Here is a 23,535-nt window from a genome sequence, read left to right as displayed (position 1 = left end):
GCCGGTACGGCCGGGCGCGCGGGTGCCGCTCTCGATTGGGGGTGGCCCGCGCGCTCTGCGTATCCTCGGGACGTGCTTCTCTCTGACAAAGACATCCGGGCCGAGATCGACAGCGGACGGGTTCGCATCGACCCGTTCGAGGAGTCGATGGTGCAGCCCTCCAGCATCGACGTACGCCTCGACCGGTTCTTCCGGGTGTTCGAGAACCACCGGTACGCCCACATCGATCCGGCGATCGAGCAGGCGGACCTGACCCGGCTGGTCGAGCCGGAGGGGGACGAGGCGTTCATCCTGCACCCCGGGGAGTTCGTGCTCGCCTCCACGTACGAGGTCATCTCGCTGCCCGACGACATCGCCTCCAGGCTGGAGGGGAAGTCCAGCCTGGGCCGCCTCGGCCTGGTGACGCATTCGACCGCCGGGTTCATCGACCCCGGGTTCTCGGGCCACGTGACCCTGGAGCTGTCGAACCTCGCCACGCTGCCGATCAAGCTCTGGCCGGGCATGAAGATCGGGCAGCTGTGCATGTTCCGGCTCAGCTCGCCCGCGGAGTTCCCCTACGGCAGCGAGCGGTACGGATCCCGGTACCAGGGGCAGCGCGGGCCGACCGCCTCGCGCTCCTTCCAGAACTTCCACCGCACCCAGGTGAGGCACGACGCATGAGTGACGCAGTACGCGAGAACCTCGACTACGAGGGGTTCGGGCGGGCCGTGCGCCAGCTCGCGCAGACCATCGCCGACGACGGCTACGAGCCCGACATCATCCTTAGCATCGCCCGCGGCGGGGTGTTCGTCGCCGGCGGTCTGGCGTACGCGCTCGACTGCAAGAACATCCACCTCGTGAACGTGGAGTTCTACACGGGCGTCGGCACCACCTTGGAGATGCCGGTCATGCTGGCGCCGGTGCCCGAGGCGATCGACTTCACGAACAAGAAGGTGCTGATCGCGGACGACGTCGCGGACACCGGCAAGACGCTCAAGCTCGTCCACGACTTCTGCCTGGGCCACGTCGCCGAGGTGCGGTCCGCCGTGATCTACGAGAAGTCCCACTCGCTCGTGAAGTGCGAGTACGTGTGGAAGAAGACCGACGAGTGGATCAACTTCCCCTGGTCGGTCGAGCCGCCCGTCGTGAAGCGTGAGGGCCAGGTCCTCGACGCCTAGACCCGGCATCCCGGACGAGGGAGGGCCCGCCGCGCAGTCGTTGCGCAGCGGGCCCTCCCGTACGTGGTGCGTGCGGCGGCCCGGCGGGCCGCCGCACCGCTCAGATCGTGCCCAGCTTGATGATCGACAGCAGGGCGATCAGCTGGATCGCGGACGCGCCCAGGGCCTTCGGCCACGGCAGGTCGTGGGACTTGCTGATCAGTGAGGTGAACAGCGCGCCCGCCGCCAGCCAGGTGGCCCAGCCCAGGACCTGGACGAGCCCGTTGTCGCCGCCCAGGAACACGGCGAAGACCAGGCGCGGGGCGTCGGTCAGCGACATGACCAGCATGGACATGCCCACGGTCGGCTGCCAGGAGCCGTCGCCGCCCAGCTGGCGGGCCAGCGTGTGGGTGACCGCACCGAGCAGCAGCCCGCAGATCACGAAGGCCGCACCCGTCGAGAGGACGATCGGCACGGCCTTGGGGAGCGTCGCGTTGATCACGTCCTGCCGGGCGTCGTCGAGGCCGAAGACCGCGAGGAGCCCGTAGAGGAAGGTCACGATCAGCGCCGGCCCCCAGACGGCGTAGTCGCGCATCTGCAGGAAGGTCTGGCCCGGCCGCGTCACGATGCCGCGCAGGAGCTCCTTCCACGGCAGCCGCGGGCCGGACGGAGCGGCCGCGGCCGCGCCCGCCTGGTACGTCGCGCCCTGGCTGTACGGGTCCTCGCCGACGGCGAAGACCTGGGTGTGCCCCGGGTTGTCGTTGGTGTAGCCCCCGTGCCCGCCGTGACCGCCGCCCTGGCCTCCGTGGCCGTACGGGTCCTGCGGCTGCTGCTGCCGGCCGTACGGGTCGAAGTACTCGGGCTCGCCGTGTCCCCCGGCGCCCTGCTGCGGCCACTGCTGCTGCGGCGGCGGGCCTGCCGGAGGGTAGGGCTGCTGGCCGTACGGAGGCGGTTGCTGCTGCCCGTACGGCTGCTGCCGCGGAGGTTGTTGCGGGGTGCGGTTGTTGTCCCGGCCGCGTCCGATCCTGAATCCAGCCACGTGATCGAAAGTACCTGGTCCCGCCGCGCCCCGTGGACGGGCGGCCCGAAGTGGGTGCCTTTGCGGCTGACCTGTGACATCCCCTAGGGGACGGTGGGGTGTCCGTTTTACATGGCTGCGTCGGATTCTGTGGGTCTTCGTTACGTTCCCTACGGAATACCCACATATCCGGCCCGTAGCTTCGTGTCTGTCGACGCCCCGCAGAGCAAACGCCAAAGCCAAAGCCAGAGCCCGAGTACGAGTACGAGCACGAGCACGAGAAGAGCAACCCATCATGCGCAGCACCCGCCGCACCACCCTCCGTACCGCCGCCGTCGCCGCCGGCACGGCCGCCGTCCTGGCCCTTCCGGTCGGATCCGCCTTCGCGGACTCCCCGGCGGTTCCGGAGCCGGAGGTGCTGCCCGGCACGGAGCAGCCGCAGGTCGACCCGTCCGTGGACCCGTCCGTCAAGCCCGCCGTCGACCCGTCCGTCCCGCCGGCCCCCGCGAAGCCCACCCCGCCGCCCGCCAAGCCGACCGCCGGGGTCCGGGCCTTCGTCACCACGGTCAAGCTGCCCGACGGCTCCGTGGCCAAGGTCTACAAGCTCGGCGAGAACCACTTCGAGGCGGACATCTTCGCCGGCTCCACGAAGCTGGACACCCTGGTCAGCAAGGGCGGCGCCGCCGCGTACGGCCAGAACAACGGTCTGCACGTCGTGCTCCAGCCGAACGGCACCGTGACCTCCTGGATGGACGGCGGGGCGAAGCCGAAGCCGGTGGAGAAGCCGAAGCCGCAGGTCAGGCCGGAGGTCAGGAAGGAGAGCTCGGTGCGCGTCACCCTGCCCGACGGCCGCATCGCCAAGCTGGTGGACGGCCCGCACGGCAGGCGCGTCGACCTCTCGATGCCGAACGGCAACGCCCTGGGCAGCATCGACCTGAAGCACCCGAGCACGCGGAACGACGGCTGGACGTACAAGCTCGTCCAGGACGGCAAGCGCGTGAAGTTCGTCGTCATCGACGGCAAGGGCGGCGGCAGCAGCTGGGTGTACGACTTCGACGGCAGGCTGATCGAGCAGTACACCGTCCGGAAGGACGCGAAGCAGGACGCGAAGCAGGACGGGAAGCAGGACGAGGCCAAGCCCGCCGTCGTCGGGAAGGTCGTTCCGAAGGGCGGCGTGAAGGCCGGCGCGGAGGGCGTCTCCGAGCCGACGGGCGACACCCCGAAGCTGGTCGCCGCGGGCGGCGGGATGGCCGCGGTGGGCGCGGCCGGCCTCGGCTTCGCGATGCTGCGACGCCGGTCCTCCTGACCCGGCCCGCCCCGCCCCGGCCCGCCCCGGCCCGACACGGCGGAACGGCCGGCCCCCGTGGGGGACCGGCCGTTCCGTCGAGCTGTGCGGGGGCTCCCCGCGGCCTACTTGGCTTCCTCGGGCTTCGCCTCGTCGACCTTGGCGGCCTCAGGTGCCTCGGCAACCTCAGCAGCCTCAACGGCCTCGGGAGCCTCAGCCGCCTCGGGGGCAGCGGCCTCCGCCTCCGCAGCCTTCGCCTCGGCCTCCGCCGCCTTCGCCTTGGCAGCGGCCTCCGCCTCGGCAGCAGCCTTCGCCTTGGCCTCGGCTTCCGCAGCCGCCGCAGCGGCCTCCGCCTCGGCCCGCGCCTCCGCCTCGGCCTCCGCCGCCAGCTCCGCCTCCGTCGGCCCCGGTGCCTTCACCGAGTCCAGCAGCAGCTGTGCGACGTCGACGACCTGGACGTGTTCCTTCGCCTGACCGTCGTTCTTCTTGCCGTTCACCGAGTCGGTGAGCATCACGAGGCAGAAGGGGCAGGCGGTGGAGACGATGTCGGGGTTGAGGGAGAGGGCCTCGTCGACGCGCTCGTTGTTGATGCGCTTGCCGATCCGCTCCTCCATCCACATCCGCGCGCCACCGGCGCCACAGCAGAAGCCCCGCTCCTTGTGGCGGTGCATCTCCTGCTGCCGCAGACCCGGCACGGCCGACATGATCTCGCGCGGCGGCGTGTAGACCTTGTTGTGCCGGCCCAGGTAGCAGGGGTCGTGGTACGTGATCAGGCCGTCCACCGGCGTCACCGGCGTGAGGCGGCCCTCGTCGATCAGGTGCTGGAGGAGCTGCGTGTGGTGGATGACCTCGTACTCGCCGCCCAGCTGCGGGTACTCGTTCGCGATGGTGTTGAAGCAGTGCGGGCAGGTCGAGACAATCCGCTTCGCCGACTTCGGCTTCCTCGTCGACGGGTCCTCGTCGTCCTCGCCGAAGGCCATGTTCAGCATGGCCACGTTCTCCTGGCCCAGCTGCTGGAACAGCGGCTCGTTGCCCAGGCGGCGCGGCGAGTCACCGGTGCACTTCTCGTCGCCGCCCATGATCGCGAACTTGACGCCCGCGATGTTCAGCAGCTCCGCGAAGGCCTTCGTGGTCTTCTTGGCCCGGTCCTCCAGGGCGCCGGCGCAGCCGACCCAGTAGAGGTAGTCGAACTCGGAGAGGTCCTCCGCGTCCTTCCCGATGATCGGGACCTCGAAGTCCACCTCCTTGGTCCACTCGACGCGCTGCTTCTTCGCCAGGCCCCAGGGGTTGCCCTTCTTCTCCAGGTTCTTGAGCATCGTGCCCGCCTCGGACGGGAACGCGCTCTCGATCATCACCTGGTAGCGGCGCATGTCGACGATGTGGTCGATGTGCTCGATGTCGACCGGGCACTGCTCGACGCAGGCACCGCAGGTCGTGCAGGACCACAGCACGTCCGGGTCGATGACGCCGTTCTCCTCGGCCGTGCCGATCAGCGGGCGCTCGGCCTCGGCGATCGCGGCGGCCGGGACGTCCTTCAGCTGCTCCGCCGTCGCCTTCTCGTTGCCCTCCATGTCCTTGCCGCCGCCGGCGAGCAGGTACGGGGCCTTGGCGTGCGCGTGGTCGCGCAGCGACATGATCAGGAGCTTGGGGGACAGCGGCTTGCCGGTGTTCCAGGCCGGGCACTGCGACTGGCAGCGGCCGCACTCGGTGCACGTGGAGAAGTCGAGGATGCCCTTCCAGGAGAACTGCTCGACCTGGGAGACGCCGAAGACGTCGTCCTCGCCCGGGTCCTCGAAGTCGATCTGCTTGCCGCCGCTGGTCATCGGCTGGAGCGCGCCGAGCGCGGTCGCGCCGTCGGCGTTCCGCTTGAACCAGATGTTCGGGAAGCCGAGGAAGCGGTGCCAGGCGACACCCATGTTGGTGTTGAGCGAGACCACGATCATCCAGATCAGCGAGGTGCCGATCTTGATCATCGCGGTGAAGTAGATGGCGTTCTGCAGCGTGCCGAGCGAGAGCCCCTTGAAGGCCAGCACCAGCGGGTACGACACGAAGTACGCAGGGTCGTACGAGTCCACGTGGTGGATGGCGCCCTCGAGGCCGCGCAGCGCGAGGATGGCGAGGCCGATGGTCAGGATGATGTACTCGACGAAGTACGCCTGCCAGGCCTTGGAGCCGGTGAAGCGCGACTTGCGGCCCGCCCGGGAGGGCAGGTTGAGCAGCCGGATCGCGATGAGGACGAGGATGCCCACGACCGTCATCAGGCCGATGAACTCGATGTACATCTCGAACGGCAGGAAGCCGCCGATGACCGGCAGCGTCCAGTCGGCCCGGAAGAGCTGCCCGTAGGCCTGCGCGAGCGTGGGCGGCAGGGTCAGGAAGCCGATCGCGACGAACCAGTGCGCGAAGCCGACGATGCCCCAGCGGTTCATCCGGCTGTGGCCCAGGAACTCCCGGACCAGGGTGAGCGTTCGGGCCTTCGGGTCGTCCGTACGGCTGCCGGCCGGCACGGGCTGGCCGAGCTTCACGAAGCGGTAGATCTGCGCCACGGCTCGGGCGAGCAGCGCGACGCCGACCACGGTCAGGACCAGCGACACGATGATCGCGGCGAGTTGCATGGGAGGGCTCCTCGGGCGGCACTTACTAAGCGGTAACTTATGAAGTCAAGGCTTGAGGTTACCCATTCCCGACGCCGCAATGTAGCTGAGCGTGCGGTGATCTGTGTCGCTCAGGGCTGCCTATGTCGGTAGGCCGCCCGTGGGGTCTGCGCCAGGATCGCGAGGTCCATCCCGAGCCAGTGGTTCTCCACATAATGCAGGTCGAGCAGGGGCATCTCCTCCCACGGTAGGTCCGAGCGCGCGCTCACCTGCCACAGGCCCGTCATTCCGGGCCGTACGAGGAGCCGCTCGGGCCGGTCGGTACGGGGCTGCGGGCGCGGCCCCACCAGTGACATCTCGCCGCGGAACACGTTGAGCAGCTGCGGCAGGCAGTCGAGGGCGCACCGCTCCACGGCCTCGCCGACCCCGCCCGCGCCGTCGGTGCGCAGCCGCCAGACCAGGAACGGCCGGCCGGCCAGGCCCGCGGCGGGCTCCCGTACGAGGACCCGGCCGCCCTGGGTCACGTACAGCAGCGCCGCGGCGAGGGCGAGCGGCGGCGCGAGCAGGGCCAGCAGGGCCGCCGCGCCGATCAGGTCGAGCACCCGCTTGGCCGCGGGCAGGCCGGCCGGCCGCGCCCGTGGCGGCCGGGCCCGGGGGGACGGGAGGGTGAGCGGCAGGGGCATGCCTGCACGGTGCCGGATGCGTCCGGCGGTCCCGGGGCGCCGCGCGGCGCGGGTGACCCGTTCGGGTGCGGCGCCGGGCCCGGAGCCCGGCCCCCGGAAACCGCGGACCGTGCGCCGGAGGGCCGGGAAGCCGGGGAGTTGCGCGTAAGGAGGGCCTAAAGGTTGAGCCGACCAGGCTCAGCTCTGTTGACGCAGGAGCGGCGGTGGGGCATCCTTGAGCCTGTTGCACTCAAGTCAGCTGGAGGAATCGAAATGGCACGTGCGGTCGGCATCGACCTGGGCACCACTAACTCCGTCGTCAGCGTTCTGGAAGGCGGCGAGCCCACCGTCATCACCAACGCCGAGGGCGCCAGGACCACGCCGTCCGTCGTCGCCTTCGCCAAGAACGGCGAGGTCCTCGTCGGCGAGGTGGCCAAGCGCCAGGCGGTCACGAACGTGGACCGGACCATCCGCTCCGTCAAGCGCCACATGGGCACTGACTGGAAGATCAACCTGGATGGCAAGGACTTCAACCCGCAGCAGATGAGCGCCTTCATCCTGCAGAAGCTGAAGCGCGACGCCGAGGCGTACCTGGGTGAGAAGGTCACGGACGCGGTCATCACCGTCCCGGCCTACTTCAACGACTCCGAGCGCCAGGCGACGAAGGAGGCCGGCGAGATCGCGGGCCTGAACGTCCTGCGTATTGTCAACGAGCCGACGGCCGCCGCCCTGGCCTACGGCCTCGACAAGGACGACCAGACCATTCTCGTCTTCGACCTCGGCGGCGGCACCTTCGACGTGTCGCTCCTCGAGATCGGCGACGGAGTCGTCGAGGTCAAGGCCACCAACGGTGACAACCACCTCGGTGGCGACGACTGGGACCAGCGCGTCGTCGACTACCTGGTGAAGCAGTTCCAGAACGGCCACGGCGTCGACCTGTCCAAGGACAAGATGGCGCTCCAGCGCCTGCGCGAGGCCGCCGAGAAGGCGAAGATCGAGCTGTCCTCCTCCACGGAGACCTCGATCAACCTGCCCTACATCACGGCCTCCGCCGAGGGCCCGCTGCACCTGGACGAGAAGCTCACGCGCTCGCAGTTCCAGCAGCTCACCGCGGACCTGCTCGACCGCTGCAAGACCCCGTTCCACAACGTCATCAAGGACGCCGGCATCCAGCTGTCCGAGATCGACCACGTGGTCCTGGTCGGCGGCTCCACCCGTATGCCGGCCGTCGCCGAGCTCGTCAAGGAGCTCACCGGCGGCCAGGACGCCAACAAGGGCGTCAACCCGGACGAGGTCGTCGCCATCGGCGCCACCCTCCAGGCCGGTGTGCTCAAGGGTGAGGTCAAGGACGTCCTGCTCCTCGACGTGACCCCGCTGTCCCTCGGCATCGAGACCAAGGGCGGCATCATGACCAAGCTCATCGAGCGCAACACCACGATCCCGACCAAGCGGTCCGAGATCTTCACGACGGCCGAGGACAACCAGCCGTCCGTGCAGATCCAGGTCTACCAGGGCGAGCGCGAGATCGCGGCGTACAACAAGAAGCTCGGCATGTTCGAGCTGACCGGCCTGCCGCCGGCCCCGCGTGGCGTCCCGCAGATCGAGGTCTCCTTCGACATCGACGCGAACGGCATCATGCACGTCACGGCCAAGGACCTCGGCACGGGCAAGGAGCAGAAGATGACCGTCACCGGCGGCTCCTCGCTCGGCAAGGACGAGGTCGACCGCATGCGCCAGGAGGCGGAGCAGTACGCGGAGGAGGACCTGCGCCGCAAGGAGGCGGCCGAGTCCCGCAACCAGGGCGAGCAGCTCGTCTACCAGACGGAGAAGTTCGTCAAGGACAACGAGGACAAGGTCCCGGCCGAGGTCAAGGCCGAGGTCGAGGCCGCCGTCACCGAGCTGAAGGAAAAGCTCAAGGGCGAGGACACCGCCGAGATCCGCACCGCGACCGAGAAGCTCGCCGCGGTCAGCCAGAAGCTCGGCCAGGCCATCTACGCGGACGCCCAGGCCGCTCAGGGTGCCGCCGGTGCGGCTCCCGGTGACGAGGGCCAGGCCAAGGCCGACGACGACGTCGTCGACGCCGAGATCGTCGACGACGAGAAGCCGAAGGGTGGCGCTGCCTGATGTCGGAGGAGACCCCGGGCTTCGACGAGAAGCCCGAAGTCCCCGTCGACGGCACGCCCGACGAGCCGAAGGCCGCCGACTCCGCCAAGGAGGAGGCGGCCCCGGCCGGGGACGAAGGAACTCAGGACGCGGGCCAGGACGTCGCCCTGCTCGCGCAGCTGGACCAGACCCGCACGGCGCTCGGCGAGCGCACCGCGGACCTCCAGCGGCTCCAGGCGGAGTACCAGAACTACCGCCGCCGGGTGGAGCGGGACCGGATCGCCGTCAAGGAGATCGCGGTCGCGTCCCTCCTGACGGAGCTGCTCCCGACCCTGGACGACATCGGCCGGGCGCGGGAACATGGCGAGCTGGTCGGCGGCTTCAAGTCGGTGGCCGAATCGCTGGAGACCGCCGCGGCCAAGATGGGGCTGCAGCAGTTCGGCAAGGAGGGCGAGCCCTTCGACCCGACGATCCACGAGGCCCTGATGCACTCGTACGCGCCGGACGTCACCGAGACGACCTGCGTGGCGATCCTGCAGCCGGGGTACCGCATCGGCGAGCGTACGATCCGCCCCGCCCGGGTCGCGGTGGCCGAGCCCCAGCCGGGCGCGGCCCCCAAGTCCGAGTCCGGCGAAGCGTCGTCGGACAAGGACGCGGATGCCCCCGACAAGGGCTGAAGCTGAACCAGTAGCAGTACGAGAGGAGGGACACCGGGGATGAGCACGAAGGACTTCGTGGAGAAGGACTACTACAAGGTCCTCGGTGTCCAGAAGGACGCCACCGAGGCCGAGATCAAGAAGGCGTACCGGAAGCTCGCGCGCGAGTTCCACCCGGACGCCAACAAGGGCGACGCCTCGGCCGAGGCGCGCTTCAAGGAGATCTCCGAGGCGAACGACATCCTCGGCGACGCCAAGAAGCGCAAGGAGTACGACGAGGCGCGCGCCCTGTTCGGCAACGGCGGCTTCCGCCCGGGGCCGGGCGGGGCCGGCGGCTCGTTCAACTTCGACCTCGGCGACCTCTTCGGCGGTCAGCAGCCGGGCGGCGCGGCCGGCGGCTTCGGCGGCGGCCTGGGCGACGTCTTCGGCGGCCTGTTCAACCGCGGCGCCGGCGCCGGCGCCGGTGCGGGCACCCGCACCCAGCCGCGCCGCGGCCAGGACATCGAATCGGAGGTCACCCTCTCCTTCACGGAGGCGGTGGACGGGGCCACGGTCCCGCTCCGCATGTCCTCGCAGGCCCCCTGCAAGGCCTGCTCGGGCACCGGCGACAAGAACGGCACCCCCCGGGTGTGCCCGACCTGCGTCGGCACCGGCCAGGTCTCGCGGGGCAGCGGCGGCGGCTTCTCGCTGACCGACCCCTGCGCGGACTGCAAGGGCCGCGGTCTGATCGCGGAGACCCCCTGCGAGGTCTGCAAGGGCAGCGGGCGCGCCCGCAGTTCGCGCACCATGCAGGTGCGGATCCCGGCGGGCGTCTCCAACGGCCAGCGGATCCGGTTGCGCGGCAAGGGCGCGCCGGGTGAGCGCGGCGGCCCCGCCGGCGACCTGTACGTCGTCGTGCACGTCGACTCCCACCCGGTGTTCGGCCGCAAGGACGACAACCTGACGGTGACCGTCCCGGTGACCTTCGCCGAGGCGGCCCTGGGCGCCGACATCAAGGTGCCGACCCTGAACGGCCCCTCGGTGACGCTGAAGCTGCCGCCGGGCACCCCCAACGGCCGCACCATGCGGGCCCGCGGCAAGGGAGCGGTCCGCAAGGACGGCACCCGCGGCGACCTGCTGGTCACGGTGGAGGTCGCGGTCCCGACCGAGCTCTCGGACAAGGCCCGCGAGGCGCTGGAGATGTACCGCGACGCGACGGAGTCCGAGGACCCGCGCACCGCGCTGTTCGAGTCCGCGAAGGGAGCATGACCATGGACGGCCGCCGACGACAGTCCTCCCGCCTGGGCGGGGGCTACCAGCTCACCGATGAGACCCCGGTCTACGTGATCTCGGTGGCCGCCCAGCTCTCGGGCCTGCATCCGCAGACCCTGCGCCAGTACGACCGCCTCGGCCTGGTCTCCCCGGACCGTACGGCCGGCCGCGGCCGGCGCTACTCGGCCCGCGACATCGAACTGCTCCGCACGGTGCAGGCGCTGTCCCAGGACGAGGGCATCAACCTGGCGGGCATCAAGCGGATCATCGAGCTGGAGAACCAGGTCGCCGCGCTCCAGCAGCGCGTGGCCGAGCTCTCCGCGGCGGTGGACGGCGCGGCGGCGACGCTCCGGGCCCGCGAGGCCCAGGTGCACGCCTCGTACCGGCGCGACCTGGTTCCGTACCAGCCTCCGCAGCCGGGCAACGCCCTGGTCGTGTGGCGCCCCAAGCGCCCGATGGACTGACGCGCGGACCGACTGTTTTCAGCCAACGCGGCTGCGCGGAAGGCCCCCACCCGAAACCGGGTGGGGGCCTTCCGTTTGTGTGGGCCGGCAGTGGGTATTCAGAGCTGCCCGTGCTCCGGGCTGTCGAGGATGCCGGACTGCGCGATGAGGAAGCCGAGTTGGGCCCTGCTGCCGCTGCCCAGATAGGCGGCCAGCTTGGCGATGTGTGCCCGGCAGGTGCGTACGTTCATCCCCAGGCGGCGCGCGATGGCCTCGTCCACGTGCCCCTCGACGAGCAGCTGGGCGATCGTGCGCTGCACGCCCGAGACGCCGTCCGGAGCGTGCGTGTAGGTCACTTCCTCGCTCAACGGCACGGCCCGGCGCCACAGTTGCTCGAACACCTTGATGAGGTAGTCGACCAGCCCCGGGTGGCGCAGCTCCAGCGCCACCGTGCGGTCGTCGCTCGCGGGGATGAAGGCCACCGTGCGGTCGAAGATCATGAGACGCTCGATGAGCTCCTCGAGTGTGCGGATCTCCACCTTCCCCGTGGAGATCCGGTCCACGTAGGCGAGCGTGCCCTGGCTGTGCCGTACCGTGTGCTGGTAGAGCGTGCGGATGCTCACCCCCCGGTTGAGCAGCGGTGCAGCGCGTTCCAGTGCCTCCGTGAGGATGAAGCTCGGCCGGGCTCCGCCCGGTTGGACGGTCAGCGCCTCGGTGTGGCACTCGGCGGTGGCCAGGTCGAGAGCCGCGTTGATCTGCTCGAAGCCCTCCAGCACGGTGATGGCGTGGGTGGTCGCAGGGCTCTGGGCGCTGATGGTCAGGAACGGCTCGAATGCGTCGGCAAGATCTACGGCGCTCCGTCTCCGGTCCCGGATCTCGCGCTCCAGCGGGTGGAGCCGCTGGGTGAGGGCGACGGACGGGGGAACCGCGCGCAGCTGGTTCGCGTCATCAGGGTCAGGCCTCAGCAGAGCGAATTCGAGCAGGCAGGGGGCGTTCTCCGCCTCGCCGCGGGAGACGCGGCCGGTGCTCAGCGCGGCTGCGTAGAGTCGCGCTCCCTCGGGGCACATGGCTGTGACCGGGTGGGGATGTGTCGGGTTTGTGTCGCTCTTGGGCAAATCTCCACCCCCCAGGGTCCTGAACATGTAAGAACATGATGCATCGTCCCTGTGGCACTGACGTGCCTGAATAAGCCATCGTCAGTCACGCGGGGGAGAGGATTCCATCAAGTGAGGACGAAGCCGACCATGTATAAGAGAATGCTTCGCTCGGTGCTTGCCGTTGTTTTCTCCGTCGTTGCGGTCCATGGGGCAGTCGTCGCCTTCAACGGTGACGCGGGAAGCGTTCAGGCCGACACCGGTACCAGTACCAGCACGCCCGTCGAATCGGTAGGCAAGACCGATCTGGGCTGGAACACGGCTCCCGCTGATCTCGGCTGGAACACCACACCGGCGAAGGTCTCCTGATGACCCCCGACGACCGCGGCTTCCGCCGCGAAATGGCCTCTGCCTACCGCTCCGGCTGGCAGTTCATCGACCTCGCCACGGCCATCCCCCACCCTGGCGACTCGTTGATGGTCACCCTGTTCGGACAGCCGATCGTCATCGTGCGCGAGGAGGACGAGGACGTACGTGCGTACCGCTGCCTGCGTCGCCCCCGCGGCGCGCCGCAGCCCGTTCGCTGCGAGGTGCGCTACGGAATGGTCTTCGTCAACCTCGATCAGCGCGACCACCAGCTCTTCGAACCTGATATCACCACCGCCACCCCCCGCAGTGCCTGACGCGATTCCCCCGTCGTTGCAGATCGCTCAGGTGCTACCCCCACACAACGGCGCCATCGTGGACCTGACCACGATGGCGCCGTTGTGATGTCCGCGTCCATTCGTCGGCCGGACAAGATTTGGTTGCGGATCGGGCCGGGGCTCGGCCGCGGCCCGGTCCGCCCGAGCCGGCCGCCAGGCCCCGCCGTCGGACCCGGCCGTCAGGCCCGGCCCATCGCCCGGTCCAGGGTGATCTCCAGGACCACCCGGTCGGGGTTGGGCGAGGGCGTCCGCCCATAGCGCTCCGCGTAGCGCGCCACCGCGTCGGCGACCGACGCCTCGTCGTCGCGGATCGCCGCGTGCCCCTCGAGGGTGGCCCAGCGGCGCCCCGCCATCTGGCAGACCGCGACCCGGGCCGTGCCCGGCGCCGCCGCCAGGATGTTGCGGACCTTCTTGCTGTGCTTGTTGCTGATCACCCGGGCCAGCCCGGCCTCCGGGTCGTACGTCACGCCCACCGGCACGACGTGGGGCGTCCCGTCGGGGCGCGGCGTGGTCAGCGTGCAGACGTGCCGCTCCCGCCAGAAGGCGAGGTACTCGGGCGTCGGGTTGAGTACGTCATGGGACATGGCCCGAAGGGTACGGGGCAGGCCCGCCCCGGGAACCGCCGCCTGCCTTGAGCCGTGCGCCTTGAGTGGAATAGACTCAACTTTGCGTAGGTTGTGTATGTCATAGTTCTGTCCCCCCAGAGAGGAGCAGTCACCTGTGGATGCCGAGCTGACCAACAAGAGCCGGGACGCGCTGAACGCGGCGACCAGCCGGGCCGTCAAGGACGGCCACGCCGACCTGACCCCCGCGCACCTGCTGCTGGCGCTCCTCGCCGGCGAGGACAACGAGAACCTCACCGACCTCCTCGCGGCCTCCGGCGCCGACCAGGCCGCCGTACGCGACGGCGCGGAGCGGCTGCTGGCCTCCCTGCCCAGCGTCACCGGGTCCACGGTCGCGCCCCCGCAGCCCACCCGCGAGCTGCTCGCCGTACTCGCCGAGGCCGACGCCCAGGCGGGCAAGCTCGGCGACGACTACCTCTCCACCGAACACCTGCTCATCGCCCTCGCCGCCAAGGGCGGCGCGGCCGGCGAGGTCCTTTCCACCCAGGGTGCCGACGCGAAGAAGCTGTTGGACGCCTTCCAGAACGCGCGAGGAGGGCGGCGGGTGACCACCCCCGACCCCGAAGGCCAGTACAAGGCGCTGGAGAAGTTCGGCACGGACTTCACGGCGGCCGCCCGCGAGGGCAAGCTCGACCCGGTCATCGGCCGGGACCACGAGATCCGCCGCGTCGTGCAGGTGCTCTCGCGCCGCACGAAGAACAACCCGGTGCTGATCGGCGAGCCCGGCGTCGGCAAGACCGCCGTCGTGGAGGGCCTGGCCCAGCGCATCGTGAAGGGCGACGTGCCGGAGTCCCTGAAGAACAAGCGGCTGGTCTCCCTCGACCTCGGCGCCATGGTCGCCGGGGCGAAGTACCGCGGCGAGTTCGAGGAGCGGCTGAAGACCGTCCTGGCGGAGATCAAGTCCAGCGACGGCCAGATCATCACCTTCATCGACGAGCTCCACACGGTCGTCGGCGCGGGCGCCGGCGGTGACTCGGCGATGGACGCGGGCAACATGCTCAAGCCCATGCTGGCCCGCGGCGAGCTGCGCATGGTCGGCGCCACCACGCTCGACGAGTACCGCGAGCGCATCGAGAAGGACCCGGCGCTGGAGCGGCGCTTCCAGCAGGTGCTGGTCGCCGAACCGTCCGTCGAGGACACGATCGCGATCCTGCGCGGCCTCAAGGGCCGCTACGAGGCCCACCACAAGGTCCAGATCAACGACAGCGCCCTGGTCGCCGCGGCCACCCTCTCCGACCGGTACATCACCTCCCGCTTCCTGCCCGACAAGGCCATCGACCTCGTGGACGAGGCCGCCTCGCGGCTGCGCATGGAGATCGACTCCTCCCCGCTGGAGATCGACGAGCTGCAGCGCTCGGTGGACCGGCTGCGGATGGAGGAGCTGGCGCTGAAGAACGAGTCCGACCCGGCCTCGCTGGAGCGCCTCGACAAGATCCGCAAGGACCTCGCCGACCGCGAGGAGGAGCTGCGCGGCCTGACCGCCCGGTGGGAGAAGGAGAAGCAGTCCCTCAACCGGGTCGGCGAGCTGAAGGAGCGCCTGGACGACCTGCGCGGGCAGGCCGAGCGCGCGCAGCGCGACGGGGACTTCGACACCGCCTCCAAGCTGCTCTACGGGGAGATCCCGACGGTGGAGCGCGAGCTGGCGGAGGCCACCGAGGCCGAGGCCGAGGCGTCGAAGGACACCATGGTCAAGGACGAGGTCGGCCCCGACGACATCGCCGACGTGGTGGGCGCCTGGACCGGCATCCCGGCCGGCCGCCTGCTGGAGGGCGAGACCCAGAAGCTGCTCCGCATGGAGGACGAGCTGGGCCGGCGCCTGATCGGCCAGGGCGAGGCCGTACGGGCCGTCTCGGACGCCGTGCGCCGCACCCGGGCCGGCATCGCCGACCCCGACCGGCCGACCGGCTCCTTCCTCTTCCTGGGCCCGACGGGCGTCGGCAAGACCGAGCTGGCCAAGGCCCTGGCCGATTTCCTCTTCGACGACGAGCGGGCCATGATCCGCATCGACATGTCGGAGTACGGCGAGAAGCACTCCGTGGCACGCCTGGTCGGCGCCCCGCCCGGCTACGTCGGCTACGAGGAGGGCGGCCAGCTCACCGAGGCCGTCCGCCGCCGCCCGTACTCCGTGGTCCTGCTCGACGAGGTGGAGAAGGCCCACCCGGAGGTCTTCGACGTCCTGCTCCAGGTCCTCGACGACGGCCGGCTCACCGACGGCCAGGGCCGCACGGTGGACTTCCGCAACACCATCCTGGTGCTGACCTCGAACCTGGGCAGCCAGTTCCTGATGGACCCGGCCACCCCGGCGGAGCAGAAGAAGCAGCAGGTCCTGGACGTGGTCCGGGCGAGCTTCAAGCCGGAGTTCCTCAACCGGCTCGACGACCTGGTGGTCTTCTCCGCCCTGAGCGGGGACGAGCTGGCCCACATCGCCGAGCTCCAGATCGGCCGCCTCGCCAAGCGGCTGGCCGACCGGCGCCTGACCCTGGAGGTCACCCCGGAGGCCCTGGCCTGGCTGGCGGTCAAGGGCAACGACCCCGCGTACGGTGCCCGGCCGCTGCGCCGGCTGATCCAGACGGCGATCGGCGACCGCCTGGCGAAGGAGATCCTGTCCGGCGAGGTCAGGGACGGCGACACCGTGCGCGTCGACGTCGCCGGCGAGGACCTGCTGGTCGGCAAGGCGCTCTGACCTGCCCGGACGCCACCGCGTGTCCGCCCGGAGCGGATCGTGTGCCGTCGGGCTGGACACGGGGTGGGCGGGATGGGGGAGGATGCAGGTATCCGCACGAAGGGAAGTACACGGTGAGCATCGACCCGGCCTCGATTCCGAACTTCGGAGGGCAGCAGCCCGAGCCGCAGGCCACAGGACCGGCGGGGCCCGTCGTCCCCGATCAGGATCTGGTCAAGCAGCTGCTGGAGCAGATGGAGCTCAAGTACGTCGTCGACGACGAGGGTGACCTCGCGGCGCCGTGGGAGGAGTTCCGCACGTACTTCATGTTCCGCGGGGAAGACGAGCAGCAGGTCTTCTCCGTGCGGACCTTCTACGACCGTCCGCACAAGATCGACGAGAAGCCCCAGCTCCTCGAGTCGATCGACGACTGGAACCGCCGCACCCTGTGGCCGAAGGTCTACAGCCACACCCACGACGACGGCTCCGTCCGGCTGATCGGCGAGGCGCAGATGCTGATCGGCACCGGCGTGAACCTGGAGCACTTCGTGTCCTCCACGGTCAGCTGGGTCCGCGCCTCCATCGAGTTCGACAAGTGGCTCGTCGAGCAGCTCGGCCTGGAGAAGGAGATCGACTCCACGGACGGCGGCGACGAGGGCGACGGCAACAACTAGACCGTTCCTAGAGCGGTACGCGGGCCACGAGCAGCAGGTACAGCCCGTAGCCGTAGGAGAGCCCGGCCAGCCCCGCGGTCACCATGACCGCGGTGCGCGGCCGGGCTCTCGCCATGACGGCCGCCACCGGCAGCAGCAGCGGGAAGGCCGGCAGCAGGAACCGCGGCTTCGACTCGAAGAACCCGGCCCCGCCGTAGGCGATCAGCAGCAGTATCGCCGTGTAGGCGAGCAGCGGCAGCGGGATGCGGTCCAGCACCAGCAGCATCGCCAGCAGCCCGGCCGCGGCCAGCAGGACCACCGTCACGGTCGTGGCCAGCGGCACGTGCCCGCCGGTCAGCACCCGCTCGGCGGAGCGCAGCGCCCCGGCCCCGAAGTCGAAGCGGGAGCCCCAGTGCCGCTGCACGGCGAAGTACCCGCCGAGGGGATCGCGCATCCGCAGCCCGACGGCCACGACGTACGCCGCCCAGCCCGCGGGGGCCAGCAGGCCGGCCGCCCACACCTCGGGCGCCCGGGACCGGCGGGTGAGGATCGCGTACAGGGCCGCCACCGAGACCGCCGCCGCCACGGCGAGCCCGGTCGGCCGGGTCAGCCCCGCGAGTACGGCGAGGCCCGCCGCCCACAGCCAGCGCTCGCGCAGCAGGGCGTAGAGCGCCCAGGCGGCGAGCGCGGCCAGCAGGGCCTCGGTGTAGGCCAGGCTCAGCACCACGGCGTGCGGCAGCGCCGCCCACAGCCCCACGAGCAGCAGCCCGGCGCGCGGCCCGATCACCCACGCGCCGATCCGGTACACGCCGACCGCGGCGACGGCGGCGCAGATCCACGCGACGAGGATGCCGGCGGGGAGCAGTCCGCCGGGCAGCACCGAGCCCACCAGCCTGATCAGTACCGGGTAGAGCGGGAAGAAGGCGTAGTCGCTCTGGATGGAGCCGGTGCCGGTGGTGGCGCTCGGCCACATCTGGGTGCGCCCGTAGCCGTTGGCGGCGATCCCGAGGTACCAGACGGAGTCCCAGGACCTGCCCAGGACCCGGAGCGGGTCCTTCCCGGCCCACCAGGAGCCGAGGGTGAGGACCAGTACCCCGGCGCCGCGTACGGCGGCGAAGACCCCGAGCGCGATGACCGTCGCCGGTGCGGCGGCCCGCACCGCCTTGACGGCGCGCATCTCCAGGGGCGACGCGGACACCGAGACTCTGCCCGTTGCCATGTATCCCGACTTTCCTGCTCTTCGTGAGTACGCTCATCCGATGATGAGAGCTTCGGGCACGTTCCAGGCGGTCAGCTTCACACCGGCCTCGCTCACCCCGCAAGCACACCTGGAAAACGACGACGCCCCGGTCCGGGGCTAGAGATTGCGCAGGCGGGACACCGCTTCGCGGAGTACATCGGTCCGCTTGCAGAACGCCCACCGGACCTGCGTGGCTCCGGCTGACTTGTCGTCGTAGAAAACCTGGTTCGGGATGGCGACCACGCCGCAGCGCTCGGGCAGGGCGCGGCAGAAGGCCAGGCCGTCCTTTTCGCCCAGCGGGGTGATGTCCGTGGTGATGAAGTACGTGCCCTGGGGGCGGTAGACCTCGAAGCCGGCCGCGGCGAGGCCGTCGGCGAGCAGGTCGCGCTTGGCGGCCAGGTCCGCGCGGAAGCCCTCGTAGTAGGCGTCGGGCAGGGCGAGGGCCCCGGCGATCGCGTACTGGAAGGGGCCGGAGGAGACGTAGGTGAGGAACTGCTTCGCCGAGCGGACCGCCGTCACCAGCTCCGGGGGCGCCGTCACCCAGCCGACCTTCCAGCCCGTGAAGGAGAACGTCTTCCCGGCGGAGGAGATGGTGACCGTGCGCTCGCGCATGCCGGGGAACCCGGCCAGGGGGGTGTGGGACCCCTCGAAGACCAGGTGCTCGTAGACCTCGTCCGTGACGACCAGGAGGTCGCGCTCCACGGCGAGGGCGGCGACGGCGGCCAACTCCTCGCGGGTGAGGACGGTGCCGGTCGGGTTGTGCGGGGTGTTCAGCAGCAGCAGGCGGGTGCGCGGGGTGACGGCGGCGCGCAGCTCGTCCAGGTCGAGGGCGAAACCCCCGGCGTGCGGGCGCAGGGTGACGGGGACGCGGACGGCGCCGGCCATCGCGATGCAGGCCGCGTACGAGTCGTAGTACGGCTCCAGGGCGATGACCTCGTCGCCCGGTTCGAGGAGGGCCAGCAGCGAGGCGGCGATGGCCTCGGTGGCGCCGGCCGTCACCAGGACCTCGGTGTCGGGGTCGTAGCCGAGGCCGTAGAAGCGCTGCTGGTGTGCGGCGACCGCGGTGCGCAGCTCGGGGACGCCGGGGCCCGGCGGGTACTGGTTGCCGAGGCCCGTGAGGACCGCGCGGGAGGCCGCCTCGGCGATCTCGGCGGGGCCGTCGGTGTCGGGGAACCCCTGGCCGAGGTTGATCGATCCGGTGCGGGCGGCCAGTGCCGACATCTCCGCGAAGATCGTGGTGCCGAAGGCCGCCAGACGGCGGTTGAGGAAGGGGCGGTCGCTGCTCACGGGTGCGCTCATGGCCGCCATCCTGGGGGGAACCTCTGGAGTTGCTCAAGTGTGCTTTGGGCCGCGTGGCCTGCGGGCATCCCCCCTGCACACGGGACGCGGGGATCCCGTCCCCCCGGGAAGACCGGGGCGTGAGAGAGGGGGCGGACATGGTGTTCGTCTTCATCGTGATCGGGCTCATGATCGTCGCTTTCGTCGTGACCATGGCGATCCGCTCGTTCCGGCAGGGCTATTCGGGTTCCGGCTCGGGTTCGAGCAGCAGTAGCAGCAGCTGGTGGACGGCAGGCGGCAGCGGCTCGTCCTGCGGCTCCTCGTCCTCCTGCGGCTCCTCGTCCTCCTGCGGCGGTGGCGGCGGCGGGGGGTGCGGCGGTTCCAGCTGACACGGGGCAGCTGGCACCGCGTGGACGAGGGCGCCCGGCGGGCTAATCCGCGCCGGGCGCCCTCTCCTTCGCGCATGCATCACGACGCGCGGGGAACACGTTGTTGAACACGTGAACTGTGGAGCCCCCGGGGGGATGTAAACCCCGTCAAGTTGGGTAAAAACGCTGTGAGTGCCGTGCCTTTCATGATTCCCTCGGTTGAGTAGACCAGTCCTCGGACCTCCCTGGACTTCCTGTGGACCCGTGCCGGTGTCCCCCCACCCGTTGACTACCGCTGGCGGGCCCCGGCCCATCTCCCTCGCGCGTTTGCGGAGCCGACTCATGCTCACGACCCTCCAGACCAACTACACCGACACGCGTGCCGCCGATCTCGCCTGGGCCCTGGGTCGGGACCGGCTGCCCGCCCTGGCCGTACTGAACCTCGAACTGTCCGGTGCGAAGGTCGAGTTGCGCCTGCTCGGGGCCTCTCATCAGGTGCTCCTGGAGGAGGGCGAGGTGCTCTGTTCGGAGACGGTCGCCTGTATGCCCGGCAGCAGTACGCCGCTGCCGCTCGGCGTGGCCAAGCGGGTGGGCGACTGGGAGTACGAGTTCGCCGCCCGGGTCGAGACCCTGTCCCGCGGGTCCTTCGCGGGCCGGGCGCAGGAGCTGCTCGCCCTGGTCGCCGATCACCCGAACGGACTGGCGGGCACCTTCCCGGGCAGTCCGCACGCCTTCACCGCCATGCTGGCGCAGCACTACGAGGGCCAGGTGCGCTGGCGGACCTGGCACGCCTACCCGCAGGAAGGGCAGCTCGTGGCCACCCGGACCCGGGTCGGCGTACGGGCGGCCGCCGCGGCCTCGGCCCCTCCGCTGGAGACGCACGCGGTGCTCTAGGTTCCGCTCGCGCCACCGGGAAACGCGCCGGGGCGGCCCCGTGCACCCCCGGCGGTCCGAGGGGCGCGGGTATTGCCGCGGGATTACGCCAACTGGCCGGATCGGCGCGCCACTTGCACCCATGTGGGTGACCGGATGCGAGTGGGCGGTGACGTACGGTTCGCTGCATGATCGACCGTTCCGTCCCGCGCCGGGTCCTCCCGGCTCCGGAGCCGCGGGGCGCGGCGGCCGTCACGGCCGCCCTGCCCGTACGGCCCCGGACCGGCCGACTCCTCGTGCTGGCCACCGTGTTCGTCTGCGCCGCCTGCGGGCTCGTATACGAACTGGAGCTGCTCGCCCTCGGCACCTACCTCATCGGCGATTCCGTCACCCAGGCGTCGGTGGTGCTGTCCGTCATGGTCTTCGCCATGGGTGTCGGCTCCCTGCTTGCCAAACGGCTGCGGCACCGCCCCGCCTTCGGCTTCGCCGCCATCGAGGCCGGGCTCGCGCTGCTCGGCGGGCTGTCGGCCATAGCGCTGTACGCGAGCTTCGCCTGGCTGGGTGAATCCCGGCCGGCCCTGGTCGCCTTCTCCTTCGCCATCGGAGTCCTCATCGGTGCGGAGATCCCGCTCCTGATGGCCCTCATCCAGCGCATCCGTAGACAGGACGCGGGCGGGGCCGTCGCCGACCTGTTCGCTGCCGACTACGTGGGCGCCCTGGTCGGGGGCCTGGCCTTCCCCTTCCTGCTGCTGCCGGTGCTCGGCCAGCTCACCGGCGCCATGCTCACCGGCACGGTCAACGCCGTCGTCGGCGGCGGGCTCGTGCTCTGGCTGTTCCGCCGCGACCTGAGCCGGCGGGCCCGCTGGACGCTGGTCGCCGCCAACGTGACGGTGCTGTCCGTGCTCGCCTGCGCGACCGTCCTCGCCGACGACTTCGAGCGGGTCGCCCGCGGCGCCGTCTACGGCGAGGAGGTGCGGGTCGCCGTGCAGACCGGGGTGCAGGAACTGGTGCTCACCGGGCCCGGCACCGGCTCCCCGCGCTCCCTCGACCTGTACCTCGACGGCCGGCTGCGGGTCAGCGGCTACGACGAGTACCGCTACCACGAGGCCCTCGTCCACCCCGCCATGACCGGCCCGCACGCCCGGGTCCTGGTCCTCGGCGGCGGTGACGGGCTCGCCGCCCGCGAGGTGCTGCGCTACCGCGACGTGGCCTCCGTCACCGTCGTCGAACTCGACCCCGGCGTGGTCCGGCTCGCCCGCACCGACCCGATGCTCTCCGCGCTCAACGCCCGTGTGTACGAGGACCCGCGGCTCGGGGTCGTCACGCAGGACGCCTTCCGCTGGCTGCGCGGCCCGGCCGCCCGGGACCGCTTCGACGTGATCGTCTCCGACCTCCCCGACCCCGGCATCACCCCCAGCACGAAGCTGTACTCGCAGGAGTTCTACGGGCTGGCCGCGAGGGCCCTGCGGCCCGGGGGCCGGATCGCCGTGCACGCCGGGCCGATGGCCACGCGCCCGCGCACCTACTGGACCGTAGAGTCCACCCTGCGCGCGGCCGGCCTGCGGACCTCCCCCTACAGCGCGGGCGGCCGCCTGACGGGCTACGCCGCCGGACCCGACCGCACCCCCCTCGGCGGCAGCGGCGCGCCCCCGCAGGACTGGGGCTTCGTCCTGGCCTCCCGCGAACAGGCGCCTGCGCTGAAGGTGGACCGCGACACGCCGGCCCTGGCCTCGCTGTCGACGCGCTCGCTCCAGGACGCGGCGCGCGACACCGAGCGCACCCGGATGCCGGGACTTCCGCCGTCGACGCTGCCGCACCCGCGGTATTCGTGACCCGGTGCGGTCTCGTCGGTAGGCTCGACCGCATGGAGCATCAGGCGTTCGTTCCGGTACCGGCAGACAGTCTCCGCGCCGTGCTGCGCGACCCCGTCCGGACGGCCCGGTGCGTGCCGGGGCTCCAGCAGGACGCCGACACCGAGTCCGGGCCGCTCTCCGGACGGCTGAAGGTCCGGGTGGGCGGGCACACCGTGACCTACCGGGGCGCCTTCTCCGTCACCGAACGGGACCCCGGTCACTTCGCCGTCGACGGCGAGGGCACGGAGGTCCGGGGCAGCGGGACGGTCAAGCTCACCCTCGCGCTGCGGCTCACCCCCGAGGGGGACGGGACCCGGCTCGACTTCACCGCCGGGGCCACCGCCGACGGACGCGCCGCCGGGTTCGCCCCCGAGGCCACCGCCACCGCCGCGCGGCGGCTCCTGGACCAGACCGCCGAGCGCCTCGCGGAGGCGTCGGCCGACGGCGGGGCCGGGGCGCCGGCCGGCGGCGGGGCCGCGGAGGCCGGGGAGCCCGGCGGGTCCGGCGAGGCCGCCGGGGCCGGGCCCGCTGCGGCCGCGGGGTCCGGCGGGGCTGCCGGATCCGGGTCCTCCGAGGCTTCACCGTCCGCCGGGTCCTCCGAGGCTCCGCGGTCCTCCGAGGCCGCCGGGGCCGAGGTGAGCGATCCCGTGGCGGACGCCGAAGAGGACGAGGCCGGCGGCGCCGACGGGTCCGGGGACGACGACATCACCGAGGTCACCGCCTCGGTCTTCGAGACCGACGTGCCGCCGCCCTCCCTGGACCCCTTCCTGGCCGGCGGGTTCGACAGCCTCGACGACCTCGGCGACCTCCCGAGGCCCCCGGCCGAGGCCGCCCACGCCCGCCGCACCATGATCGGCCGCAGCGCCGAGGAGGTCGACCACGCGCCGCCGCGCGGCCGGTACGCCCCCGTCCCCGCACCCGCCGCCACCACCGCCGGCGACAACCTCCGCTGGCTCGCCCCGGCCGCCGCCCTCGCCGTGGCCTCGGCGATCGTGATCGGCCGCGCCCTGCGCCGTCGCCGCTGACCCCGATTACGCTC

22 protein-coding genes are annotated in these 23,535 nt (G+C 71.2%); 15 read left to right on the top strand and 7 right to left on the bottom strand.

Annotated features, from left to right (window positions below):
* Nucleotides 1–72: 72 nt before the first annotated feature.
* Both dcd and AB0D66_RS01745 read left to right on the top strand, forming a co-directional pair.
* On the top strand, nucleotides 73–660 hold the full coding sequence (gene dcd, locus AB0D66_RS01750) for a dCTP deaminase (protein ID WP_069920930.1): 588 nt from the start codon (nucleotides 73–75) through the stop codon (nucleotides 658–660).
* On the top strand, nucleotides 657–1,157 hold the full coding sequence (locus tag AB0D66_RS01745; RefSeq protein WP_069920929.1) for a phosphoribosyltransferase: 501 nt from the start codon (nucleotides 657–659) through the stop codon (nucleotides 1,155–1,157). The genes dcd and AB0D66_RS01745 overlap by 4 nt, the downstream gene beginning before the upstream one ends.
* 100 nt (nucleotides 1,158–1,257) lie before the next feature.
* On the opposite strand, the gene AB0D66_RS01740 is transcribed toward AB0D66_RS01745, so the two are convergent.
* The gene (locus AB0D66_RS01740) at nucleotides 1,258–2,175 is read right to left on the bottom strand and encodes a Yip1 family protein (RefSeq protein WP_362295060.1); all 918 of its coding nucleotides are present in this window, start codon (nucleotides 2,173–2,175) and stop codon (nucleotides 1,258–1,260) included.
* 274 nt (nucleotides 2,176–2,449) lie between these two features.
* On the opposite strand from AB0D66_RS01740, the gene AB0D66_RS01735 reads away from it, so the two are divergent.
* Nucleotides 2,450–3,460 carry a hypothetical protein gene (locus tag AB0D66_RS01735; RefSeq protein ID WP_362295057.1) on the top strand — a complete coding sequence of 337 codons (1,011 nt, stop codon included), beginning with the start codon at nucleotides 2,450–2,452 and terminating at the stop codon, nucleotides 3,458–3,460.
* Between the two features lie 104 nt (nucleotides 3,461–3,564).
* On the opposite strand, the gene AB0D66_RS01730 is transcribed toward AB0D66_RS01735, so the two are convergent.
* Both AB0D66_RS01730 and AB0D66_RS01725 read right to left on the bottom strand, forming a co-directional pair.
* Nucleotides 3,565–6,054: a (Fe-S)-binding protein gene (locus AB0D66_RS01730; RefSeq protein WP_362295054.1), complete on the bottom strand. Its 2,490-nt coding sequence runs from the start codon at nucleotides 6,052–6,054 to the stop codon at nucleotides 3,565–3,567.
* Between the two features lie 110 nt (nucleotides 6,055–6,164).
* Entirely contained in the window at nucleotides 6,165–6,716 is a 552-nt protein-coding gene (locus AB0D66_RS01725; protein ID WP_362295051.1) for a sugar transferase, read from the bottom strand.
* 252 nt (nucleotides 6,717–6,968) lie between these two features.
* Between AB0D66_RS01725 and dnaK the strand changes: the two genes are divergently transcribed.
* Genes dnaK through AB0D66_RS01705 form a run of 4 tightly spaced genes read left to right on the top strand, consistent with a single transcriptional unit; the run spans nucleotide 6,969 to nucleotide 11,169 of the window.
* Complete coding sequence (gene dnaK, locus AB0D66_RS01720; protein WP_362295048.1) at nucleotides 6,969–8,819, top strand: molecular chaperone DnaK; 1,851 nt, start codon at nucleotides 6,969–6,971, stop codon at nucleotides 8,817–8,819.
* A complete protein-coding gene (grpE, locus tag AB0D66_RS01715) occupies nucleotides 8,819–9,475 on the top strand; it encodes a nucleotide exchange factor GrpE (protein ID WP_362295045.1) in 657 nt (218 codons plus the stop codon). The genes dnaK and grpE overlap by 1 nt, the downstream gene beginning before the upstream one ends.
* Nucleotides 9,476–9,514: 39 nt before the next feature.
* Nucleotides 9,515–10,702 carry a molecular chaperone DnaJ gene (gene dnaJ, locus AB0D66_RS01710; RefSeq protein WP_362295043.1) on the top strand — a complete coding sequence of 396 codons (1,188 nt, stop codon included), beginning with the start codon at nucleotides 9,515–9,517 and terminating at the stop codon, nucleotides 10,700–10,702.
* Between the two features lie 2 nt (nucleotides 10,703–10,704).
* The gene (locus AB0D66_RS01705; protein WP_362295040.1) at nucleotides 10,705–11,169 is read left to right on the top strand and encodes a helix-turn-helix domain-containing protein; all 465 of its coding nucleotides are present in this window, start codon (nucleotides 10,705–10,707) and stop codon (nucleotides 11,167–11,169) included.
* 98 nt (nucleotides 11,170–11,267) lie between these two features.
* Here AB0D66_RS01705 and AB0D66_RS01700 read toward each other — a convergent pair whose 3' ends face one another.
* Nucleotides 11,268–12,290: a helix-turn-helix transcriptional regulator gene (locus AB0D66_RS01700; RefSeq protein ID WP_362295037.1), complete on the bottom strand. Its 1,023-nt coding sequence runs from the start codon at nucleotides 12,288–12,290 to the stop codon at nucleotides 11,268–11,270.
* A gap of 84 nt (nucleotides 12,291–12,374) precedes the next feature.
* On the opposite strand from AB0D66_RS01700, the gene AB0D66_RS01695 reads away from it, so the two are divergent.
* Entirely contained in the window at nucleotides 12,375–12,611 is a 237-nt protein-coding gene (locus AB0D66_RS01695) for a hypothetical protein (RefSeq protein ID WP_361750491.1), read from the top strand.
* Entirely contained in the window at nucleotides 12,611–12,925 is a 315-nt protein-coding gene (locus AB0D66_RS01690; RefSeq protein ID WP_030026718.1) for a hypothetical protein, read from the top strand. Before AB0D66_RS01695 ends, AB0D66_RS01690 begins: the two co-directional genes overlap by 1 nt.
* Nucleotides 12,926–13,125: 200 nt before the next feature.
* On the opposite strand, the gene AB0D66_RS01685 is transcribed toward AB0D66_RS01690, so the two are convergent.
* The gene (locus tag AB0D66_RS01685; RefSeq protein ID WP_362295032.1) at nucleotides 13,126–13,530 is read right to left on the bottom strand and encodes a TIGR03618 family F420-dependent PPOX class oxidoreductase; all 405 of its coding nucleotides are present in this window, start codon (nucleotides 13,528–13,530) and stop codon (nucleotides 13,126–13,128) included.
* Nucleotides 13,531–13,666: 136 nt separating this feature from the next.
* Here AB0D66_RS01685 and clpB point away from each other — a divergent pair, with 136 nt between their 5' ends.
* Entirely contained in the window at nucleotides 13,667–16,252 is a 2,586-nt protein-coding gene (gene clpB / locus AB0D66_RS01680; protein WP_362295029.1) for an ATP-dependent chaperone ClpB, read from the top strand.
* A 113-nt stretch (nucleotides 16,253–16,365) separates the two neighbouring features.
* Nucleotides 16,366–16,905 carry a YbjN domain-containing protein gene (locus AB0D66_RS01675; protein ID WP_362295026.1) on the top strand — a complete coding sequence of 180 codons (540 nt, stop codon included), beginning with the start codon at nucleotides 16,366–16,368 and terminating at the stop codon, nucleotides 16,903–16,905.
* A gap of 7 nt (nucleotides 16,906–16,912) precedes the next feature.
* On the opposite strand, the gene AB0D66_RS01670 is transcribed toward AB0D66_RS01675, so the two are convergent.
* A complete protein-coding gene (locus AB0D66_RS01670; RefSeq protein ID WP_362295023.1) occupies nucleotides 16,913–18,103 on the bottom strand; it encodes a hypothetical protein in 1,191 nt (396 codons plus the stop codon).
* Between the two features lie 138 nt (nucleotides 18,104–18,241).
* Entirely contained in the window at nucleotides 18,242–19,423 is a 1,182-nt protein-coding gene (locus tag AB0D66_RS01665) for a pyridoxal phosphate-dependent aminotransferase (protein WP_362295021.1), read from the bottom strand.
* A 137-nt stretch (nucleotides 19,424–19,560) separates the two neighbouring features.
* Here AB0D66_RS01665 and AB0D66_RS01660 point away from each other — a divergent pair, with 137 nt between their 5' ends.
* The 4 genes from AB0D66_RS01660 (at nucleotide 19,561) to AB0D66_RS01645 (ending at nucleotide 23,521) form a co-directional block, all read left to right on the top strand.
* Nucleotides 19,561–19,791, top strand: a complete 231-nt coding sequence (locus AB0D66_RS01660; protein WP_362295018.1) for a hypothetical protein — start codon at nucleotides 19,561–19,563, stop codon at nucleotides 19,789–19,791.
* 321 nt (nucleotides 19,792–20,112) lie between these two features.
* Nucleotides 20,113–20,664: a DUF2617 family protein gene (locus AB0D66_RS01655; RefSeq protein WP_362295015.1), complete on the top strand. Its 552-nt coding sequence runs from the start codon at nucleotides 20,113–20,115 to the stop codon at nucleotides 20,662–20,664.
* A 167-nt stretch (nucleotides 20,665–20,831) separates the two neighbouring features.
* The gene (locus tag AB0D66_RS01650) at nucleotides 20,832–22,475 is read left to right on the top strand and encodes a polyamine aminopropyltransferase (RefSeq protein WP_362295012.1); all 1,644 of its coding nucleotides are present in this window, start codon (nucleotides 20,832–20,834) and stop codon (nucleotides 22,473–22,475) included.
* Between the two features lie 32 nt (nucleotides 22,476–22,507).
* Nucleotides 22,508–23,521: an SRPBCC domain-containing protein gene (locus tag AB0D66_RS01645; protein ID WP_362295009.1), complete on the top strand. Its 1,014-nt coding sequence runs from the start codon at nucleotides 22,508–22,510 to the stop codon at nucleotides 23,519–23,521.
* The last annotated feature ends 14 nt before the right edge of the window (nucleotides 23,522–23,535 follow it).

Source organism: Streptomyces sp. NPDC048270 (genome assembly GCF_040652335.1).
Lineage (GTDB): Bacteria > Actinomycetota > Actinomycetes > Streptomycetales > Streptomycetaceae > Streptomyces.
The sequence above is the reverse complement of the archived record's forward strand: the minus strand, read 5'-3'. Positions and strand labels throughout refer to the sequence as shown.

Bases quoted from the DNA above. Each gene is read 5' to 3' on its own strand.
- AB0D66_RS01745 (WP_069920929.1), top strand. From the start codon at position 657: ATGAGTGACGCAGTACGCGAGAACCTCGACTACGAGGGGTTCGGGCGG.
- AB0D66_RS01735 (WP_362295057.1), top strand. From the start codon at position 2,450: ATGCGCAGCACCCGCCGCACCACCCTCCGTACCGCCGCCGTCGCCGCC.
- AB0D66_RS01730 (WP_362295054.1), bottom strand. From the start codon at position 6,054: ATGCAACTCGCCGCGATCATCGTGTCGCTGGTCCTGACCGTGGTCGGC.
- AB0D66_RS01725 (WP_362295051.1), bottom strand. From the start codon at position 6,716: ATGCCCCTGCCGCTCACCCTCCCGTCCCCCCGGGCCCGGCCGCCACGG.
- dnaK (WP_362295048.1), top strand. From the start codon at position 6,969: ATGGCACGTGCGGTCGGCATCGACCTGGGCACCACTAACTCCGTCGTC.
- grpE (WP_362295045.1), top strand. From the start codon at position 8,819: ATGTCGGAGGAGACCCCGGGCTTCGACGAGAAGCCCGAAGTCCCCGTC.
- dnaJ (WP_362295043.1), top strand. From the start codon at position 9,515: ATGAGCACGAAGGACTTCGTGGAGAAGGACTACTACAAGGTCCTCGGT.
- AB0D66_RS01705 (WP_362295040.1), top strand. From the start codon at position 10,705: ATGGACGGCCGCCGACGACAGTCCTCCCGCCTGGGCGGGGGCTACCAG.
- AB0D66_RS01700 (WP_362295037.1), bottom strand. From the start codon at position 12,290: ATGTTCAGGACCCTGGGGGGTGGAGATTTGCCCAAGAGCGACACAAAC.
- AB0D66_RS01690 (WP_030026718.1), top strand. From the start codon at position 12,611: ATGACCCCCGACGACCGCGGCTTCCGCCGCGAAATGGCCTCTGCCTAC.
- AB0D66_RS01685 (WP_362295032.1), bottom strand. From the start codon at position 13,530: ATGTCCCATGACGTACTCAACCCGACGCCCGAGTACCTCGCCTTCTGG.
- AB0D66_RS01670 (WP_362295023.1), bottom strand. From the start codon at position 18,103: ATGGCAACGGGCAGAGTCTCGGTGTCCGCGTCGCCCCTGGAGATGCGC.
- AB0D66_RS01665 (WP_362295021.1), bottom strand. From the start codon at position 19,423: ATGAGCGCACCCGTGAGCAGCGACCGCCCCTTCCTCAACCGCCGTCTG.
- AB0D66_RS01660 (WP_362295018.1), top strand. From the start codon at position 19,561: ATGGTGTTCGTCTTCATCGTGATCGGGCTCATGATCGTCGCTTTCGTC.
- AB0D66_RS01655 (WP_362295015.1), top strand. From the start codon at position 20,113: ATGCTCACGACCCTCCAGACCAACTACACCGACACGCGTGCCGCCGAT.
- AB0D66_RS01650 (WP_362295012.1), top strand. From the start codon at position 20,832: ATGATCGACCGTTCCGTCCCGCGCCGGGTCCTCCCGGCTCCGGAGCCG.
- AB0D66_RS01645 (WP_362295009.1), top strand. From the start codon at position 22,508: ATGGAGCATCAGGCGTTCGTTCCGGTACCGGCAGACAGTCTCCGCGCC.